Origin of the sequence: Halogranum amylolyticum (assembly GCF_900110465.1) — an archaeon.
In the GTDB taxonomy this organism is placed as follows: domain Archaea; phylum Halobacteriota; class Halobacteria; order Halobacteriales; family Haloferacaceae; genus Halogranum; species Halogranum amylolyticum.
Genome location: NZ_FODV01000002.1, coordinates 477,260 through 495,918, shown reverse-complemented (window position 1 = coordinate 495,918; position 18,659 = coordinate 477,260). Strand labels below are relative to the sequence as shown.

The following is an 18,659-nucleotide window of genomic DNA, read 5'->3' as shown; positions in this document are numbered from 1 at the left end:
CCTATCGATGGACGACGCCGGTCAGTCCTGCGACGATTCCGACGGCCGCCGTCACGTGGAGTAAAGCGAGGACGCCGAGTGTCGTCGTCGTGACGTCCGGCAACGTCGCGGCGACGGTGAACACCGGAGCCATCGAGAGGAGAAGCACGGCCGCTGCGACGACGACGAAGTGACGGTTCGGCTGCGTCGAGAGGTGTGAGACGACAGCGTAGACGCCTGTCGCACCCAGCGCGGCGACGACCGTGGAGACGAGTATCGGGACCCAACCGAGCGGTTCGACGTTACCGACGTCGACGAGCGACCCGGCAGTCACCCGGACCAGACCGGTCAAGACGAGTGCGCTCACGAGGCCGATCGCCGCACGCTCGGGCAACGAGGGGAGAGTTCGTCGTTCGGAGTCGACTGGCGTTGCGACGGATTGCATGACGGGTCAGTACGCGTTCTGAGTGGATATACTCGCCACCTGACGCCGGTGGAACACACGGCACGACAGTCGCGGATCGGAACCAGGTTCGATTCCGAACCGGTATATAGCCGGGAGCCGTGAGTTCGACCGAGAGATGGCTGTGAACACCGACCCCGAGGGAGAGCAACTCGACGGACCCTGCTCCGTCATCGACTCGTTGAAACAGATCGGTTCCCAGTGGCGACTCATCGTCCTCCACGACCTGCAGGACGGCGAGAAGCGGTTCAACGAACTCAAGCGGTCGACCGACGCGAGCTCGCGGACGCTGTCGCGCGTGCTGGACGACCTCCAGGAGACCGGGTTCGTGAACCGTCGTCTCGAGGAGGACGCGCCGGTCGCGACGTACTACAGTCTCACCGAGAAGGGGCGGTCGCTCTGTCCCGTCTTCGAGGAGATCGAGGCGTGGGCCGACGAGTGGCTGGGCGAGTCGGTCGTCGAGCAGCGGTAACTGGGCCGAGACGCACCTTCTTCAGTGGTCGTCCGCGTGCGAGCGTCCACGACGAGTGTCTCGTCCGTTCTCGGTGCGTGGGAGCCACGCCAACGGTTAACTCCGTCGGTGGCAATTAATCGTTATGGAGAAACACGAGGCGTTCGACGGGATGGTGGCGTGGTACGAGTGCCCCCACTGCGGGTTCAGACCCATCGTGACCGAGGATCGGCACGACTGTCCGCGGTGTGAACTGCCGTTGTAGTCTCTTTTTGCACGAGAAACGTCGTGACGACACATCTCTACCCCAAGAGATGTCACTCACATTGAGTACCTAGTTGCTCTAGAAGCAGAGTACGGAACCAGCCATCGAGAACGTCGAGTCCAAGCCGTCGGCGGCGATGGCCGTCATCGACGACCCGGCGACGTCCGCTGCCGGGACCAACGGCGCGGAGAGTGAGAGCTCAGAGTGAACGGTCGCGCGTTCAGGTCCCCTCGACGAGTCGCCGCAACTGCTCCGGTGGGACCGCCCCGCGGGCCGCGTAGCCCTCGTAGGCGAATGTCGGGACGCCCGTGACGCCCTGTTGCTGTGCCTCGGTGAACTGCTCGCGGACCTCCTCGCGGAGCGTCTCGTCGTCGAGCGCCGCGCGGATCTCGTCGCCGTCGATCCCGACGTCTTCGGCGAGGTCGACGAGCAGGTCCTCGTCGCCGATGTCTTCGCCGTCCTGCCACAGCGCCTCGAAGACGGCGACGTCGAAGTCGAGCCACGTCTCGTGGTCGTAGTGCCCCTTGACGTAGTAGGAGGCGATCTGTGCGGGCAGCGAGTCGACGTCCGTGGCGATGTCGAGATCCATCTCGACGTCGTACTTCTCCTGCAGTCGGCGGACGTTCTCCTTGGCCTGCTCGTAGTAGTCGTCGTCCTTCCCGTCGTCGACCGAGTGGTCGATGGTGCCGTCCGGCTTTCGCTTCCCGCTCCGGAGGTCGAAGGGATGCCAGTCGACGGCGAGTTCCTCCTCGCGGGTCTCCTGATACTGCTGCAGCGAGTGCCGACCGAGGTAGCAGAAGGGACAGACGTAGTCCGAGTACACGGTGATCCGTTCGGAGTGCTCCTGACTCATCGTACGTCGAGAGTGGTCTGGCGGACAAAAGAGGGTTGGTCGGGTGTGCGACCCTCGCGGGCGGGCGAGTCCGAGGTACGACAACTGTCGTGACGTCTCTCGTTTGATGTTAACACGTCACTAAGCACCGCTGCGAGCGACGCTTACCTCCTGAATAATAATGCAGAAGACGGGAGTAGTGAGTGACGAGATGGCCAGTCGAACTCCAGACGCCTCGATGGACGCGACGAGAGCTACGAGCGTAGACGAGCAGTCGGCGGGCGGACGCGACCCCGGCGTCGCCTACGACGACGAGGAGTGGACCGCGACGCGGACGGTCGAACGGCGGGAGAACCTCGCCGTCGGCGACTCGGTCGTCTTCGAGAAGTCCTTCTCTGAGGACGATATCGACACCTTCGCCCGGACGAGTGGTGACACCAACCGTCTCCACCTCGACGGCGAGTTCGCGGGTGAGACGCGGTTCGGCGGGCGCATCGCCCACGGGACGCTCGTTTCGGGGCTCGTCAGCGCCGCGCTCGCTCGCCTCCCGGGGCTGACGGTCTACCTCTCACAGGACACCTCGTTCAACGCGCCGGCGACGATGGGCGGGCGGTTCACCGCCGAGTGCGAGATCGTCGAGGAGCTCGGCGACTGGCAGTACCGACTGACGACCGTCGTCACCGACGAGGCCGGGACCGAACTGATCGACGGCGAGGCGGTCGTCCTCGTCGACGAACTGCCGGAGACGAGTGCGGCGTCGACGGCCGACGAGTCGCCGTCGCTCGAGAACGGATCGACCGAACCGAAAGGAGAGTAAGCGGCGGTCGCTACCGCGGTCGGCGACGTTCAGCGCGTCTTCGTCCGGTCGTCGATCCGCTCTTCGAACCACTGCCACTCGCGGGTGAACTGCCCCGACTCCTTGAGGTTCCACGGGTCGGGGTCGGTGACGATCGAGCCCAGTCGGTACGACTGGAGCATGTTGACCACCCAGAGGATCGCCGCGAAGCCGAGGAGGAACGCGCCGGCGGTGGCGACCTGCTGGAGCAGCTCGAACTGGACGGGATACTGCGCCGACCGGCGCGGCAGCCCCATCTGTCCCATGATCATCATCGGCGAGAACGTCACGATGACGCCGACGATGCTGAGGTACGCCTGCGTCCGCGCGAGCGTCTTGTTGTACATCCGCCCCGTGAGGATGGGGAACCAGTAGTAGCTCGCGGCGAACCCGGCGAAGGAGATGATCCCCATCACGATGAAGTGGAAGTGGCCGACGACGTAGTAGGTGTCGTGCAGGAGGACGTCGACCGGGATCGATGCGAGGAAGACGCCGGTGACGCCGCCGATGACGAACAGCCCGATTCCGCCGACGCAGAAGATCATCGGCGCGGTGAGACGGATCCGCCCCGTCCACATCGTCGTCATCCAGTTGAACGTCTTGACCGCAGAGGGGACGGCGATGGCGAGTGTGACGACCATGAACGACGCCCGCAGACGGGGGTCGATGCCGGTCGTGAACATGTGGTGTGCCCAGACGCCGAACGACAGCACGCCGATGGCGAGCGTCGAGTAGACGACGAACTTGAACCCGAACAGCCGCCGTCCGGAGAACTTCGGGAGGATGAGGCTGACGAGACCGAGCGCCGGCAACACGAGGATGTACACTTCGGGGTGGCCGAAGAACCAGAACAGATGTTGCCAGAGGATGGGCCCACCGCCTTCGACGACGAAGAACGTCGTCCCGAAGTTCCGGTCGAGCAGCAGCATCAGGACCGCACTCCCGAGCATCGGGAACGCGAAGATGATGATACCGCTCGTGGTGAGCATCGTCCACGTGAAGATGTCGAGGTTGCTCCAGTCGACGCCCTCGCCGCGTTCGGTGAACACCGTGACGAGGATGTTGATCGCGCCCATGACCGTCGCGAGACCGCTCAGATGGAGTCCGAGTAGGAGGATGTCGACCTGCGGGTTTGCTAGCTGCGTCGCCAACGGTGTGTAGAGCGTCCACCCCGTCGTCGGTGGCTCGAGCGCGAAGAGGACCTCGCTGCGGACGCCGACGGCGAGCAGCATCTTCGCCATGATTTCGGTGATGAGTCCCGCTCGCACCATGAAGAACGCCGGCGGCAGCAGCCAGAAGGCGATGGCGTTGATGCGTGGGAACGCCATGTCGTCGGCGTCGAGCAGGATGGGGAGGAAGTAGTTGGCGAACCCGGTGAACACGGGTGTCACGAAGAAGAACAGCATCGTGAACCCGTGGGTGGTGAACAGCGCGTTGTACGTCTCGGCGCCCCAGACGTCGGTCGCCGCGGTGAACAGTTCGGTACGGATCATCATCCCGTCGGTCCCGCCCCAGAGGGCGGCGACGGTCCCGAACAGGAGGTACAGGATGCCGATGTCCTTGTGGTCGACGGTCGTCAACCAGCGGAACACGCCGAGCGGCTTCTCGGTTCGGACACGTGTCCCACGCAAGAGCCCACCGTCGGCAGCGGCGGTGTTGGTGTTAGCGCCGCTTCCACCGTCTCGACGAATCCGATGTACGACCGCTCCGACGGCGAGGGTCGTGAGAACGAGTGTCACGAGAACCAGCCCAGATGCGAACGCTACCACGGGTACCACGTCCCAGTACAGGGGGTCCCGACGAGCATATCCCCCCTTAGGACGGGGAGGTGAAATAGCTACCCGCCGGAGGAACTACCGTGAGGTTTCGACCGACGGTGTCTCCCCCAGCCGGTCGGCCGTCGTTCCGGTGAGCCGTCCGTACACTGCGCCGAGGACGAACCCGTAGGCGAGATGCGAGAGGAGCGTGAAGGCGGCGTAGATGACGAGCAGCGGGCCGCCGAGACCGCCGCGTCCGAGGATGACGAAGGCGACCCAGAGCACCGCCGCGAACACCGCCCCGCGAGTGGCCGGGTCCGGCCCCATCGGGATGTACTCCTCGAGCGCCAAGAACAGCAGCGGCCACGCGAGACCGCCGGCCACGAGGAACAGGACGAACCCGAGAGAGATGTTCCCCGGTTGGCCGGCGAAGCGGGCGACCGCCTCGAAGACGCCGATCCGTTCGCGTGTCTCGACCTCCAAGAGGAGTAACAGGAGACTCATCACCGCCATCCCGGCGACACCGCCGGCGATGGCGCTCACCGGGTGGCGAAGGTTCCGTAGCGCGTACTCCAGATACCCCTCGTCGCTGCCTCCGTCGGTCCGCGGCGTCTGCATGGGCCACGCTACACGGCCGTCCCTGAATAAGACACCGGCTGTCACATTCCGAGCGATTGTCGTCTGCGTCGACTCGGTCGCCACCGAAGCCACAGGGTCGGTCACGTCTTCCCGAGGCACACAACTTAGTACAACCGAATAATACCACCACGTATGTCCGAACTCGGCAAGATAGACAGGGCGTTCTTCGACGAGTACGTCTACCCGAACCTGGGTGCCGACCGCGACGACGTTCGCCTGCCACCGCAGCACGGCGTCGACTTCGGCGTCGTCGACGTCGGTGACCGAGCGGTCGCGCTGGCGACCGACCCCGTCTTCGTGATGCCCTCGCTCGGCTTCGAGCGCGCGGCGTGGTTCGCCTTCCACATCCTCGTCAGCGACGTCGCAGTCTCCGGGTTGCCGCCGACACATCTGGCGGTCGACTTCAACCTCCCACCGGAGATCACCGACGCCCAGCTCCGGACGCTGCTGGAGACGTTCGACGCCGAGGCCCGCAAGTTAGACGTCAGCATCGTCACGGGTCACACCGCCCGCTACGCCGGCTGTAACTATCCGATGGTCGGCGGCGCGACCAGCGTCGCCGTCGGCGACCCCGTCGATCTCGTGCGGCCCGACGGCGCGCGCGTCGGCGACACCGTCGTTGTCACCAAGGGACCGGCCGTCGAGGCGACCGGTCTCCTGAGCCTCCAGTTCGACCCGCTCATGCGGGAGAGCGGCCTCGACGACGCGACCGTCGACGCGGCGCAGGACCGCTTCGACGACATGAGCCCGGTCAGAGACGCGATGGTCGCCGCGGCGGCGGGCGACGTCACCGCGATGCACGACGCGACCGAGTGCGGCGTCTACGGCGGCCTCTACGAACTGGCCCGCGCGGCGGGCGTCGGCATCGACGTCGACCGCGACTCGGTCCCCGTCCTCCCGGGCGTCCGCGAGGCCTGCGAGTTCTTCGGCATCGATCCGTGGCACGCCATCAGCGAGGGGACGCTCCTCGTGACGGTCGCACCGGACGAGGCCGACGCCGTCCTCGGCGCGCTCGACCGGGAGGGTATCCCGGCGGCCGCCGTCGGCGAGGTGGTAGAGGGGTCCGGACTCCGCGTCGACGGCGAGGAGGTCCCTCATCCGGAGGTCGACCCGTTCTGGGGGGCGTTCGAGGAGTACATGGCCGAGTTGCAGGCACGGGAGGGCGAGGAGTGATGCGCCGACCCGCACCCGCCTCGCCGCCCGTCGCGCTCACTGTCGCCGGCAGCGACTCCGGCGGCGGCGCGGGCATCCAGGCTGACCTGAAGACGATGGAAGCCCACGGCGTCTTCGGGACGTCGGTGGTGACCGCCGTGACGGCGCAGAACACCCGCGGCGTGGCGTCCTCACACGTCCTCCCGACGAGCGAGATCGAGGCCCAGTTCGACGCCGTCGTCGACGACTTCGAGCTCGGCGCGGTGAAGACGGGGATGCTCGCCACCGCCGACGTCGTCGAGACGGTGACCGAGCGACTCGCCGACGTCGACGCGCCGGTCGTGGTCGACCCGGTGATGGTCGCCACGAGCGGCGACCGTCTGCTCTCGTCGGACGCCGAGTCGGCCTACGAGGAACTCGTCGCCGCCGCGACGCTCGTCACGCCGAACGTCGACGAGGCCGAAGTGCTCACCGGTGTCGACGTCACCGACGACGAGAGCGCACGCGAGGCGGGCGAGACACTGATCGAGCTGGGAGCGAAGGCGGCGCTCGTGAAGGGCGGTCACCTCGACGGCGACACCGTCGTCGACACGCTCGTCGTCTCGGATCGCCTCCGCGAGAAGTACACCGACGACGCACCGACCGGCCTCGGCACCCACCGGTTCGAACACCCTCGCGTCGACACCGAGGCGACCCACGGGTCTGGGTGTGCGCTGTCGAGCGCCGTCGCCGCCACCCTCGCCCGAGGGAACTCGCTGGTCGAGTCGGTGACGGCCGGCACCGACTTCCTCCAGCGAGCGGTCCGGTACGGTCTCGACGTGGGCAAGGGTCCCGGCGCGGTCCACCACCTCGTCGGTCTCCGCGACCGTGCCGATCAGCAGGTGACGGTCGAGGAGGTGGCCGCCGTCGTTGAGCGGTTCGTCGACCGCGACGTCTCGCTGCTCGTCCCCGAGGTCGGGATGAACGTCGTCGGTGCGACGCCGTACGCTGAGTCACCGGACGAGACGGCGGCCGTCGAGGGCCGCATCACCCGGACGCTGTCGGGGGTCCACCCCAACCGGGGCGTCCGACTCGGCGCGTCGAGTCACGTCGCGCGTTTCCTGCTGGCCGCCCGCGAGGTCGACCCGACGCTCCGGTTCGCCGTGAACTGCCGGTTCGCCGACGACGTCGAGGCCGCGCTGTCGGCGCTCGACGGCGCCGTCGCCGAGTTCGACCGCGCGGCCGAACCGGACGACTTCGCGGCGGTCGAGGGGAACACGATGCAGTGGGGTGCGCGCCGCGCCTTCGAGTCGGCCGGCGAGACGCCCGTCGCCGTCGTCGACCGCGGCGCACACGGGAAGGAACCCATCGTGAAACTGCTCGCGGCCGACCCGGAGACGGTGGCCGAGCGGACGCTGACGCTGCTCGAGGCGGTCGAGACCGAACAGTAGCCCGAAACGGTGCGGACGGCCTACCGATCCGGCGCAAACGATTTCGCCGCCGAGCCCTTTTGCCGACCATGGACACCCGCTTCTCCGCGACCGCGGCGCTCGCCGTCCTCCTGCTCCTGTCGGGGTGTGCGACAGTCAGCGTCGAGTCCGACGTCGCCGCCGACGGCACCATCGACCGCTACGAACTGGATCTGAACACCTCGACGACCGTCTACGGCCTCCTGAATCAGGCCGCCGTCGACGAGGGGTACGAGTCGCTGGCCGGCCAACTCCGGGCGAACATCAACGCCTCGAACGCCGACAACGTCAGCATCAGCCAGTCGCTCGACGGCGACCGGGCCTCGGTGACGCTCGTGGTCACCGGCTGGGACCCCGTCGACGCCGAACGGCTGAACGTCACCCGCACCGACGGAACCGTCGTCTACGAGGACACCACGTTCTACAACGCCTCGGTCGGCGATGCGGGCGGCGGCGTCGACGTCACCGACTTCGAACTCCGGTACGTGGTGAACATGCCGGGCGACGTCCAGCGCGCCGAGGGAGCCTCCTCGGTGAACGGGTCGACGGTGACCTACGAGGCCAGCGGCCGAAGCGCGTTCACGACTACCCGCGTCTACGTCGAGAGCGACGCACCGACCGGCGTGTTGAGTCCCGGATTCGGCGTCGCCTCCGCCGTTGTCGCGGCGCTCGTGGCGACGCTCGCAGTGGCGCTCGTCGCTCGCCGTTCCCGGTGAACGACCGTCGTCGTCGCGTCTGACGGCCGTCTGACAGGCCGAAACCTACACTTTCTCCCCGTCGAACCACTCACACGTCGCGTCGGTCGCGCCGCACGGACAGGGTAGGGACGGCCCGTGTGGAGCGACCTGCGACATACGAGGAACCCACAGCGCTTTAGCCGCTGTCTCCCCCAGCACTGTCTATGACTGCAACGGGTATCGTCGGGGAGTTTCTCGCCCTCAAGGAGGAGACGGACGCCGATATTCTGGCGATGCAGTGCGGCGACTTCTACGAGTTCTTCGCCGACGACGCCGAGTTGGTCGCGAAAGAACTCGACCTGAAGGTGTCACAGAAGTCTTCGCACGGCTCTTCCTACCCGATGGCGGGCGTCCCGCTCGACGACCTCACACCCTACCTCAAGGCGCTGGTCGAACGCGGCTACCGGGTCGCCGTCGCCGACCAGTACGAAACGGAGTCCGGCCACGCCCGCGAGATCCGTCGTCTCGTCACGCCCGGCACCCTGCTGGAGACGACGGACGCCGACGCGCAGTATCTCGCCGCGCTCGTCCGCGACGCCGAGGGGTTCGGCCTCGCTTTCGCCGACGTCACCACGGGGCGCTTCCTCGTCACCGAAGTCGCCGACGCGGCCGACGCCCACGCCGAACTCTACCGCTTCGCCCCCGCCGAGGTGCTGCCGGGGCCGGACCTCCGCGGTGACGACGACTTCCTCGCGAGTCTGCGGGACGGCACCGACGCCTCCCTGTCGCTGCACGAGGCCGAGGCGTTCGCGCCGGGACGCGCCCGCCGTCGCGTCCGCGAGCAGTTCGGCGAGGAGGCACTCGAGAGCGTCGGTCTCGACTCCGAACGCGCCGTCCGAGCTGCGGGGGCCGTCCTCGCCTACGTCGACGAGACGGGCGCGGGCGTCCTCCAGTCGATGACGCGCCTGCAGGCGTACCACGCCCGCGACCATCTCGAACTCGACGCGACGACCCAGCGGAACCTCGAACTCACCGAGACGATGCAGGGGCGACGCGACGGGTCGTTGCTCGACACGCTCGATCACACCGTGACGAGTCCGGGCGGGCGACTGCTCCGCGAGTGGCTGACCCGCCCGCGCCGCGACCCCGACGAGTTGGAACGCCGCCAGGCCTGTGTCTCGGCGCTCGCCTCGGAGGCGCTCGCCCGCGAGCAGGTTCGCGACGTCCTCGACGGCGCGTACGACCTCGAACGCCTCGCCAGTCGCTCGGCCAGCGGGAGCGCGGGCGCGCGAGAACTGCTGTCGGTCCGCGACACGCTCGCCGTCCTGCCGGCGCTCGTCGACGCCATCGACGGCAGTCGGTTGGTCGACTCGCCGCTCCGCGACGTCGTCGAGGCACCCGACCGGGACGCGGCGACGGCACTCCACGACGAACTCGACGACGCGCTCGCCGAGGATCCGCCGAAGACAGTGACTCGAGGAGGGTTGTTCCAGCGCGGCTACGACGCCGAACTGGACGACCTCATCGAGCGCCACGAGGCCGCAGAGCGGTGGCTCGACGAACTCGGCCCCCGCGAGAAGCGCGAACACGGCATTCAACACCTGCAGGTCGACCGAAACAAGACCGACGGCTACTACATCCAGGTGGGGAAGTCGAATGCCGACCGCGTTCCCGACCACTACCGCCAGATCAAGACGCTCAAGAACTCGAAACGCTACGTCACCGAGGAGTTAGAGGAGAAGGAACGCGAGGTCCTCCGCCTCGAGGAGGTCCGCGGCGACCTCGAGTACGAACTGTTCGAAGAGCTGCGCGACCGAGTCGCCGAGCGGGCCGAACTGCTGCAGGACGTCGGCCGCGCGCTCGCCGAGGTGGACACGTTGTCGTCGCTGGCGACGCACGCCGCCGGCAACGACTGGGTCCGCCCCGAGTTGAACGAGGGCGACGCGCTCGAGATCGAGGCCGGCCGTCACCCCGTCGTCGAGCAGACCACCGACTTCGTGCCGAACGATCTCCGGCTCGACCGCGACCGCGGCTTTCTCGTCGTCACCGGGCCGAACATGTCCGGGAAGTCGACCTACATGCGGCAGGCGGCGCTGATTTCCCTTCTGGCGCAGGTCGGCAGTTTCGTCCCCGCCCGCAGCGCGACGGTCGGCGTCGTCGACGGCATCTACACCCGCGTCGGCGCGCTCGACGAGTTGGCGCAGGGGCGCTCGACGTTCATGGTCGAGATGCAGGAGTTGAGCAACATCCTCCACAGCGCCACCGAGGACTCGCTCGTCATCCTCGACGAGGTGGGGAGAGGAACTGCCACCTACGACGGCATCTCGATCGCGTGGGCAGCCACGGAGTATCTGCACAACGAGGTGCGCGCGAAGACGCTCTTTGCGACCCACTACCATGAACTGACGAGCCTCGCCGACCACCTCCCACGTGTCGAGAACGTCCACGTCGCCGCAGACGAGCGCGATGGTGACGTGACCTTCCTCCGGACCGTCGTCGACGGACCGACCGACCGCTCGTACGGCATCCACGTCGCGGACCTCGCGGGCGTGCCGCGCCCCGTAGTCGACCGCGCGACGGACGTGCTCGACCGCCTGCGCGACGAGAAGGCGATCGAGGCGAAAGGTGGCGACGGTGGCGGCGAACCCGTCCAGGCCGTCTTCGACCTCGGGTCGGGGCAGTTCTCGGGTGAGAGCGGGTCGTCAGACGCGGACGAGTCGTCGGGACCATCCGGCGACGAAGGTACTGCAGTCGTCGCCGCGACGAACGGCCGCGCCGACGCGTCCCAACTCGACGCCGAGACCGAGGCGGTGCTCGACGAACTCCGTTCGACGGACGTCACCGAGACGTCGCCGGTCGAGCTGATGGCGAAGGTCCAGCAGTGGCAAGAGACACTTCACGACGAGTGATACGAGCGATTCGACACGGCTGAAGCCGACACTCTGCTCTTATCTACATAGTAACACTTGTTCGCGGGCGACGAACTGTCGAACATGGCTTCACCTCGACGGACGGAGAGTCGAGCGGCGGGTGAACGGGACACGAGCGGCCGACGACGGTATCTTCGACTGCTGGGAATCGCTGCGACAGGTGGTCTGACGGGCTATCTCGCCACCGCGTCGGCCGACGAACCCGATGGAGATCCGCGAGCGACCGACACCGAGATGGACCGTTCCCGGTCGTCACCATCTGCCACTCCACCCCGCCCGCCTCGTTCGTCGACCTCCTCACCGACACCGACCCCCTCACCGACCCCGACAGCCTCGTCGACACCGACAGCCTCGTCGACGCCGACTAGAACTCCGTCACCGACCCCGACAGCCTCGTCGACGCCGACACCCCCACCAGCCCCGACGCAGTCGTGTCGAGACGAGCTACAGCGGTTCACGTTTCGTCGGTGTATCGCCACCGTCTGTTTCACGTGTACGGAGTTCTCGATCCAGGTCGACCCGGCCGACGTCGATTACTATCTCGCACTGCGGTATCTGGATACGTCGACCGACACTCGGTATCGGTTCATCGCAGGACCGCTCGACGGTCGAATCACGGACCCCTTCGGTGAAACCAGCTTTCTCCTCTCGGAGGCAGAGATACGGATTCCGGGCGAACAGTCTGTCGCGGTTTACCTCCCACGGGACTGCCTCATAGCGGGGACCGTCAGCGGGTGACCCGAGCGTGCGTCGTACGCCTCGGGTCGCGAGAGCGGAACGTTCACCGCGTCTCCCGTCGCTCGGGCGCCCCATCCCCCACACTCAATACGGTGTCGTGGCATCGCCGTAGTATGAACACAGACGACGACGCCGACTCGCGCGTCGACGAGCTGCTCGCGGAGATGACGCTCCGCGAGAAGGCCGCCCAACTCGCCGGGACGTTCGTCGGCGAGGTCGACCGGACGCAGACGCTCGACGATGTCGAGGAACTGGTCTGCGACCCCGGTCTCGGGTTCGCCACGCCGTTCGGCTTCGGCGGGTCGCCGCACACCGGGTCGAGGGAGGTCGCCGACATCGCCAACCGCCTCCAGCGCGCCGCCGTCGAGGAGACGCGCCTCGGCATCCCGCTTCTCCTCCCCGTCGACACCATCCACGGCCACGCCTACGTACAAGAGACGACGGTGTTCCCACACAACCTCGGTCTGGCGGCGACCCGCGACCGTGACCTCCTCGAACGGGTCGGGCGGACGACGGCGCGGGAGGTCGCCGCGACTGGCGCGCGACTCGCCTACGGCCCGACCTGCGACGTCGCCCGCGACCCGCGGTGGGGACGGACGTTCGAGACGTTCGGCGAGTCGCCGCTGCTCTGCGGCGAACTCGCCGCCGCGAAGTCCCGCGGCGTTCACGACGCCGACGTCGACGTCGCGACGATGGCCAAACACTTCCCGGCCTACGGCGAACCCGAACGCGGCGAGGACACCGCCCCCGTCGACCGGTCGCTCTCCTCGCTCCGCCGCGACTTCGTCCGGGCGTTCGAACCGATCCTGGAGACCGACCTCGAAGGGATCATGCCCAGCTACAACTCCATCAACGGTGAACCGTCCCACGGGTCGGCCTACTGGCTGACGGACGTGCTCCGCGACGAACTGGGGTTCGACGGCTACGTCGCCTCCGACTGGGGTGGGGTTCGGATGCTCCACGAGGACCACCGCGTCGCCGACTCGATGCGCGAGGCAGTCCGGCAGTCGATGGCCGCGGGCGTCGACGTCCACTCGCTCGGCGGTGCCGACCACGCCGACCACGTCGTCGACCTCGTCGAGTCGGGCGACCTCCCGGAGTCCGTCGTCGACGACTCGGTCCGACGGGTGCTCGAACTGAAGGAGGAGCTCGGTCTGTTCGAGGACCCCTACGTCGACGTCGACGCGGTGGAAGACGTCCTCGGCACCGACGCCAACCGCGAGGTCGCCATCGAGGCGGCTCGCGAGTCGGTGACGCTCCTGCAGAACGACGACGACCTGCTCCCACTCGACCCCGACGTCGACGAGGTGCTCGTCACTGGCCCGAACGCGGACGCGCTCTCGCATCAGGTCGGCGGGTGGAGCGTGAGTGAGGACGACGACCTCACCGGGATCAGCGTCCGCGACGGTGTCGAGTCCGTCGTCGGCGACGACACCCGCGTCACCTACGAGCGGGGTGCCGGCGTCGACGACCCGGACGACGTCGAGGCGGCCGTCGCCGCCGCCGAGTCCGCGGACGTCGCCGTCGTCGTCCTCGGCGAGAACTGGTACATCCACGAGTTCGGGATGCAGGAGATCACTGGGCCGACCGACCGCTTCCCGAAGCGAACGCAGCTCTCGCTGCCCGACGCGCAGCGGGAGCTCCTCGAATCGGTCGTCGCCACCGACACGCCGACCGCGCTCGTCTTCGTCACCGGGCGGCCGCTCGCGACGCCGTGGGCCAAAGAGCACGTCCCGGCCATCCTCCAGGCGTACTACCCCGGTGCCGACGGTGGGCAGGCGGTCGCCGAGGCCCTGTTCGGAGAGGTCAACCCGAGCGGGAAGCTCCCCATCTCCGTGCCGAAGTCGACCGGCCATCTCCCGGTTCGACACAACCACCTCCCAAATCCGGCCCCCATCGGTGCGGACGAACACGAACCGAGCTACGATCCGCTGTGGGCGTTCGGCCACGGTCTCTCCTACACCGACTTCGAGTACCGCGACCTGTCGCTGTCGGCGGAGTCGGCCGCCCCCGACGGGAGCGTCACCGTCGCCGTCGAGGTGGCGAACGTCGGCGACCGCGCCGGCGACGAGGTGGTCCAGCTGTTCGGCCGTCGGGAGTACAGTTCGACCGTCACCCCGGTGCGCGAACTCGTCGGTTTCGAGCGAGTCAGCCTCGAGGCGGGGGAGGCGACGACCGTCGAGTTCGACCTCTCGGCGTCGGCGTTCGCGGTCTTCCAACCGGACGGGAGTCGCGTCGTCGAACCGGGGACGGTGACCGTCGCCTGCGAGTCGCTCGACGTCTCGCTGGACGTCGTCTCCGAGTGAGTCTGCGAGCGTCGACGCCGGCATCGAGGTGAACGTTTCGACGGTGATCGTCCTCCCGCCCACTCCCACGACAGCACTGGATTGATACGTGTCTCCCGTGTCGTGATGAGTAATGCCTCCGATCGACTCTCTCTGCAGACGCCGCGTTCTCTTCGACGGTGGTCAGCCACGCCCAGCGCCGCCGACGCCACTCGTGTCGTGCGGTACGAACGTTCAAAACCACCAAGCTCCACTTGCGAACGAACCATGAGCGACGAACATCTGCAGGCGACGATCAGCCAGAAGGCGGCGCTGTTCGGACCGGACGGCGACCTGCTTCTGCTCTCTCGGGCGGCGACCGCCGGGTGGGAGCTCCCGGGCGGCCGCATCGGGACGACCGAGGACGTCGTCCCCGGACTCCGTCGCGAGGTCCGCGAGGAGACGGGGCTCGACGTCGCCGTCGAGGAACCCGTCTACACTGACGCCTGGTCGACCGAGGACGGCGAGGGGAGATACGCCGTCGTCTACCGGTGTTCGACCGACGACTGCGCGGTCTCGCCGAGCGACGAACACGACGACTGGCGCTGGGTCGCTCCCGACGTCGCCGTCGAAGACGTTCTCTCGACCCCGCGACTCCGTACGGCGGTCGAGCGGGCCGCGGAGCGACGGGCGGTGGTGCGGTGACTGACGAACCGCTCCGGGCGACGGTGAGCCAGCGGGCCGTCCTGTTCGGTCCTGACGGCGACGTGCTCGTCGTACGCCGGACGACCGACGACGGGTGGGAACTCCCCGGCGGGCGACTCGACGTCGGCGAGTCGGCGGTCGAGGGGGTCTGCCGCGAGGTCCGCGAGGAGACCGGGCTCGACGCGGCGGTTCGGCGGCCCACTCACACCGCAGCGTGGCGCAACGACCGCGGCAACGGTCGCTTCGCGGTCTACTACTACTGTACGACCGAACGGCGCTCGATCTCGCTCAGCCCCGAACACACCGACTACGAGTGGCTGTCGCCGTCGGACGCGGTAACTCGCCTGAGCGACACGCAGGGCGAGGCGGTCGACCGCACGCGGGAGGTCAGCGACCGATGAGCGACGAGACGAACAGAGGGGACGAGACGACCGAGACGGCACAGACGAACGGAACGGGCCGGCCGGCCGACGAGCGGCCGACCATCCAGGCACTCGATCAGACGACCGTCCAGCGAATCGCCGCCGGTGAGGTAGTCGAACGCCCCGCCAGCGTCGTGAAGGAACTCGTCGAGAACAGCCTCGACGCCGACGCCTCGCGGGTCTCCGTCGCTGTCCGCAACGGCGGGAAAGACGGCGTCCGCGTCCGCGACGACGGCGTCGGAATGACCGAAGACGAACTCGCCGTCGCCGTCGAGGAGCACACGACGAGCAAGATCTCGGACATCGACGACCTCGAGACCGGCGTCGCCACGCTCGGGTTCCGCGGCGAGGCGCTGCACACCATCGGCGCCGTCTCGCGGACGACCGTCCGGTCGAAACCCCGCGGCGCGGCCGGTGCCGGTGCGGAGTTGACCGTCGAGGGCGGCGACGTCGGCGAGGTCCGACCCGCCGGCTGCCCGGCCGGGACGACCATCGAGGTCGACGACCTCTTCTTCAACACCCCCGCGCGAAAGAAGTTCCTCAAGACCGACGCGACGGAGTTCGACCACGTCAACACCGTCGTCACGCAGTACGCGCTGGCGAACCCCGGCGTCGCCGTCTCGCTGGAGCACAACGACCGCGAGGTGTTCGCCACCGAAGGCCGGGGGAGCCTGGAGTCGACGGTGCTGTCGGTGTACGGCCGGGAGGTCGCCGAGGCGATGACGACCGTCGACGCGGACCCCGACGGCGACACGGTCGACTCGGTGTCGGGACTCGTCAGCCACCCCGAGACGACCCGCGCGGGGCGGGAGTATCTCTCGACGTTCGTCAACGGCCGGTACGTCACTGCCGGTACCCTCCGCGAGGCGGTGCTCGACGCCTACGGCGGCCAACTCGCTCCCGACCGCTACCCCTTCGCCGTCCTCTTTCTCGACGTGCCGGCGAACTCCGTCGACGTCAACGTTCACCCGCGAAAGATGGAGGTCCGCTTCGACGACGAGTCGGGCGTGAAGTCGGCCGTCGAGGCGGCCGTCGAGTCGGCGCTGCTGGACGAGGGGTTGATCCGGTCGTCCGCACCGCGAGGGCGGTCGGCACCCGACGAGACGCAGGTCGCCCCGGAGCGACCGGACGACGGCCCGTCGGAGGACGTCGCAGACGGAGACGGCGGAGACGGCGACACCGACGAGGCAGTGACGGCGACGACGTCGTCGAACCCGGACGGAGACGGAGCGACGGCCGAGTCGTCGGCGGCGACGACGGTCGACTCCGCGGACGACGCGGCGACGGACCCCGCCGACGCGACTGCGGACACGGACCCCGAGTCGCCGTCGACCAGTGGGCCCGACGACGCAGGGACGGACGAGGAGGCGTGGGTCGTCGACAACGCGCGGTCGTCGCGGTCCGGGTCGGAGACGGCCGACTCGACCGCCGCCGAGGCGACGCCGGACTTCGAGGCTGCCACCGCCGAGTGGGAGTTCCCCGAGCAGCGAGCGCGGACGGACGACCGAGAGCGAGAGGCGGAGAGCCCCGACGTCGACGCCGGCGACCACGACGCCGCCAGCCGTCCGTCACCCCGGTCGTGGCAACAGTCGTCGCTCGACGAGGACCGGGACGGAGACGACCCTGGCGAGACCGACGCGACCGAGCAGTCGGCCGCGTTCACCGTCGCCGGCCCGACGAGTCAACGAACGCTCGACGGCGAGGCGGCGGCCGTCGGCGGCGAGTTCGACTCGCTGCCTTCGCTGCGAGTGCTCGGCCAACTGTTCGACACCTACCTCGTCGCCGAGACGGCCGACGGGTTGGTGCTCGTCGACCAGCACGCCGCCGACGAGCGGGTGAACTACGAGCGACTCCGCGGAGAGCTTCGCGGCGACACGCCGACCCAGGGGCTCGCCGAACCGGTCGAGCTGGAACTCACCGCCCGCGAGGCGGCGCTGTTCGCGGAGTACGCCGACGCGCTCGCCGAGCTCGGGTTCGACGCCGAGCGGACCGACGAGCGAACCGTCGCCGTGCGCTCCGTCCCGGCCGTCTTCGACGCGGCGCTCGACCCGGAACTCCTGCGCGACGCGCTGACGGCGTTCGTCGCCGAGTCCGACGACGGCGGCCGGGAGACGGTCGACGCCGTCGTCGACTCGCTGCTCGCCGACCTCGCCTGCTACCCGTCGATCACGGGCAACACGTCGCTGACCGAGGGGTCGGTGGTGGAACTGCTGGAGGCGTTGGACGCCTGTGAGAACCCCTACGCCTGTCCGCACGGCCGCCCCGTCGTCATCGAGTTCGACCGCGGGGAGATCGAAGACCGCTTCGAGCGGGACTATCCGGGGCACGCCGGACGGCGACGCGAGGAGTGACGCCTACGGTCGAGGGTTCGCCGGGAGCAACATCTGTACCCGGTGGGTGAGTTCGGCTCTGGAGACCGGTTTCTCGAGAACCACGAGCGCGCCGGCGTCCATCGCTCGCCGCCGGAGCACGGAGGAGACCCGCCGCGAGAGGACGACCACGGGCGTCCCCCGCGTGTGGAACGACTCGACCACCGAGAGCACCGAGCGATCGAACCCGTCGACGTCGACGACGGCCAGTCCGATCCCGTCGTCGAGTCGTCTCTCGACGCACGAGAGGTCGGAGAACCTCTCGACGGTGTAGCCGTCGTCCAGCGCCGCCGCGAGCAGTTCCCGGTTCCGGGGGTTCACAGCGAGGACGACCACCGTCCGGTGGTCACTCACCGTCCGTCGCTCCCCAATGCGCGTTCTCGATGGCTCCGCGGCCCTGAGCGACGACCTCCTCGGGCGTCCCCGTGAGCACGTCGCGGAGGCCGGAGAGCGACTCGCCGACCGCGATGCCGTGTTCGGTGATGCTGAACTCCCGCAGTTGGCGTTCGTAGTCGCTCGTCCGCTTCTTCAGCACGCCGATCGCCTTCCGCATCTCGCCGCGACGCTCGAGGTGACGGAGAAAGTGGAGACCGAGGAGCGTCTTCCCGGTTCCGGGTTCGCCGCGTATCAGGTAGGCGTCGCCCTCGAGGTAGCCGCCGTTGAGCACGTCGTCGAGGCCGTCGATACCGCTCGAGAGTCGAGAGATCGTCTCAGTCATGGCTGGAGAGGTGAA

At 68.3% G+C, this 18,659-nt stretch carries 16 protein-coding genes and 1 pseudogene; 10 read left to right on the top strand and 7 right to left on the bottom strand.

The window, feature by feature from the left end; translation table 11 throughout:
* Position 1 precedes the first annotated feature (1 nt).
* On the bottom strand, positions 2–424 hold the full coding sequence (locus BSG17_RS05730; protein ID WP_089821891.1) for a DUF6069 family protein: 423 nt from the start codon (positions 422–424) through the stop codon (positions 2–4).
* A gap of 136 nt (positions 425–560) precedes the next feature.
* On the opposite strand from BSG17_RS05730, the gene BSG17_RS05725 reads away from it, so the two are divergent.
* Entirely contained in the window at positions 561–914 is a 354-nt protein-coding gene (locus BSG17_RS05725; protein WP_089821889.1) for a winged helix-turn-helix transcriptional regulator, read from the top strand.
* A gap of 464 nt (positions 915–1,378) precedes the next feature.
* On the opposite strand, the gene BSG17_RS05720 is transcribed toward BSG17_RS05725, so the two are convergent.
* Positions 1,379–2,011, bottom strand: coding sequence for a DsbA family oxidoreductase (locus BSG17_RS05720; protein WP_089821887.1), 633 nt, complete (start codon positions 2,009–2,011; stop codon positions 1,379–1,381).
* Positions 2,012–2,201: 190 nt separating this feature from the next.
* Here BSG17_RS05720 and BSG17_RS05715 point away from each other — a divergent pair, with 190 nt between their 5' ends.
* Positions 2,202–2,807: a MaoC family dehydratase gene (locus BSG17_RS05715; protein ID WP_342028325.1), complete on the top strand. Its 606-nt coding sequence runs from the start codon at positions 2,202–2,204 to the stop codon at positions 2,805–2,807.
* 29 nt (positions 2,808–2,836) lie between these two features.
* On the opposite strand, the gene BSG17_RS05710 is transcribed toward BSG17_RS05715, so the two are convergent.
* Both BSG17_RS05710 and BSG17_RS05705 read right to left on the bottom strand, forming a co-directional pair.
* Entirely contained in the window at positions 2,837–4,594 is a 1,758-nt protein-coding gene (locus tag BSG17_RS05710; RefSeq protein WP_089821883.1) for a cbb3-type cytochrome c oxidase subunit I, read from the bottom strand.
* 84 nt (positions 4,595–4,678) lie between these two features.
* Positions 4,679–5,200 carry a DUF6789 family protein gene (locus BSG17_RS05705; protein WP_170864720.1) on the bottom strand — a complete coding sequence of 174 codons (522 nt, stop codon included), beginning with the start codon at positions 5,198–5,200 and terminating at the stop codon, positions 4,679–4,681.
* 153 nt (positions 5,201–5,353) lie between these two features.
* Here BSG17_RS05705 and BSG17_RS05700 point away from each other — a divergent pair, with 153 nt between their 5' ends.
* The 4 genes from BSG17_RS05700 to mutS all read left to right on the top strand — a co-directional run bounded on the left by BSG17_RS05700 (position 5,354) and on the right by mutS (position 11,407).
* Positions 5,354–6,394 (top strand): AIR synthase family protein, encoded by a 1,041-nt coding sequence (locus BSG17_RS05700; protein WP_089821881.1) that lies wholly within the window; start codon positions 5,354–5,356, stop codon positions 6,392–6,394.
* Positions 6,394–7,803, top strand: coding sequence for a bifunctional hydroxymethylpyrimidine kinase/phosphomethylpyrimidine kinase (thiD, locus tag BSG17_RS05695; RefSeq protein WP_089821879.1), 1,410 nt, complete (start codon positions 6,394–6,396; stop codon positions 7,801–7,803). Before BSG17_RS05700 ends, thiD begins: the two co-directional genes overlap by 1 nt.
* A gap of 68 nt (positions 7,804–7,871) precedes the next feature.
* Complete coding sequence (locus BSG17_RS05690; RefSeq protein WP_089821877.1) at positions 7,872–8,537, top strand: hypothetical protein; 666 nt, start codon at positions 7,872–7,874, stop codon at positions 8,535–8,537.
* A 185-nt stretch (positions 8,538–8,722) separates the two neighbouring features.
* Complete coding sequence (gene mutS / locus BSG17_RS05685) at positions 8,723–11,407, top strand: DNA mismatch repair protein MutS (RefSeq protein WP_089821875.1); 2,685 nt, start codon at positions 8,723–8,725, stop codon at positions 11,405–11,407.
* 194 nt (positions 11,408–11,601) lie between these two features.
* Here the strand turns inward: mutS and BSG17_RS26795 are convergent, their stop codons facing one another.
* Positions 11,602–11,886: a hypothetical protein gene (locus BSG17_RS26795; protein ID WP_170864719.1), complete on the bottom strand. Its 285-nt coding sequence runs from the start codon at positions 11,884–11,886 to the stop codon at positions 11,602–11,604.
* 393 nt (positions 11,887–12,279) lie between these two features.
* Between BSG17_RS26795 and BSG17_RS05675 the strand changes: the two genes are divergently transcribed.
* From BSG17_RS05675 to mutL, 4 genes are all read left to right on the top strand, one after another.
* Positions 12,280–14,472 (top strand): glycoside hydrolase family 3 N-terminal domain-containing protein, encoded by a 2,193-nt coding sequence (locus BSG17_RS05675; RefSeq protein ID WP_089821871.1) that lies wholly within the window; start codon positions 12,280–12,282, stop codon positions 14,470–14,472.
* Positions 14,473–14,718: 246 nt separating this feature from the next.
* Positions 14,719–15,135: an NUDIX hydrolase gene (locus tag BSG17_RS05670; RefSeq protein ID WP_089821869.1), complete on the top strand. Its 417-nt coding sequence runs from the start codon at positions 14,719–14,721 to the stop codon at positions 15,133–15,135.
* Positions 15,132–15,536 carry an NUDIX hydrolase gene (locus tag BSG17_RS05665; protein WP_089821867.1) on the top strand — a complete coding sequence of 135 codons (405 nt, stop codon included), beginning with the start codon at positions 15,132–15,134 and terminating at the stop codon, positions 15,534–15,536. The genes BSG17_RS05670 and BSG17_RS05665 overlap by 4 nt, the downstream gene beginning before the upstream one ends.
* Positions 15,533–17,908, top strand: a complete 2,376-nt coding sequence (gene mutL / locus BSG17_RS05660; RefSeq protein WP_089821865.1) for a DNA mismatch repair endonuclease MutL — start codon at positions 15,533–15,535, stop codon at positions 17,906–17,908. Before BSG17_RS05665 ends, mutL begins: the two co-directional genes overlap by 4 nt.
* A 3-nt stretch (positions 17,909–17,911) precedes the next feature.
* Here mutL and BSG17_RS05655 read toward each other — a convergent pair whose 3' ends face one another.
* Together BSG17_RS05655 and BSG17_RS05650 are read right to left on the bottom strand one after the other, a co-directional pair.
* On the bottom strand, positions 17,912–18,280 hold the full coding sequence (locus BSG17_RS05655; protein ID WP_170864718.1) for a response regulator: 369 nt from the start codon (positions 18,278–18,280) through the stop codon (positions 17,912–17,914).
* Positions 18,273–18,572 (bottom strand): annotated as a pseudogene (locus tag BSG17_RS05650) (hypothetical protein); the annotation flags it as partial. The pseudogene BSG17_RS05650 and the gene BSG17_RS05655, both read right to left, overlap by 8 nt.
* Positions 18,573–18,659: the final 87 nt, after the last annotated feature.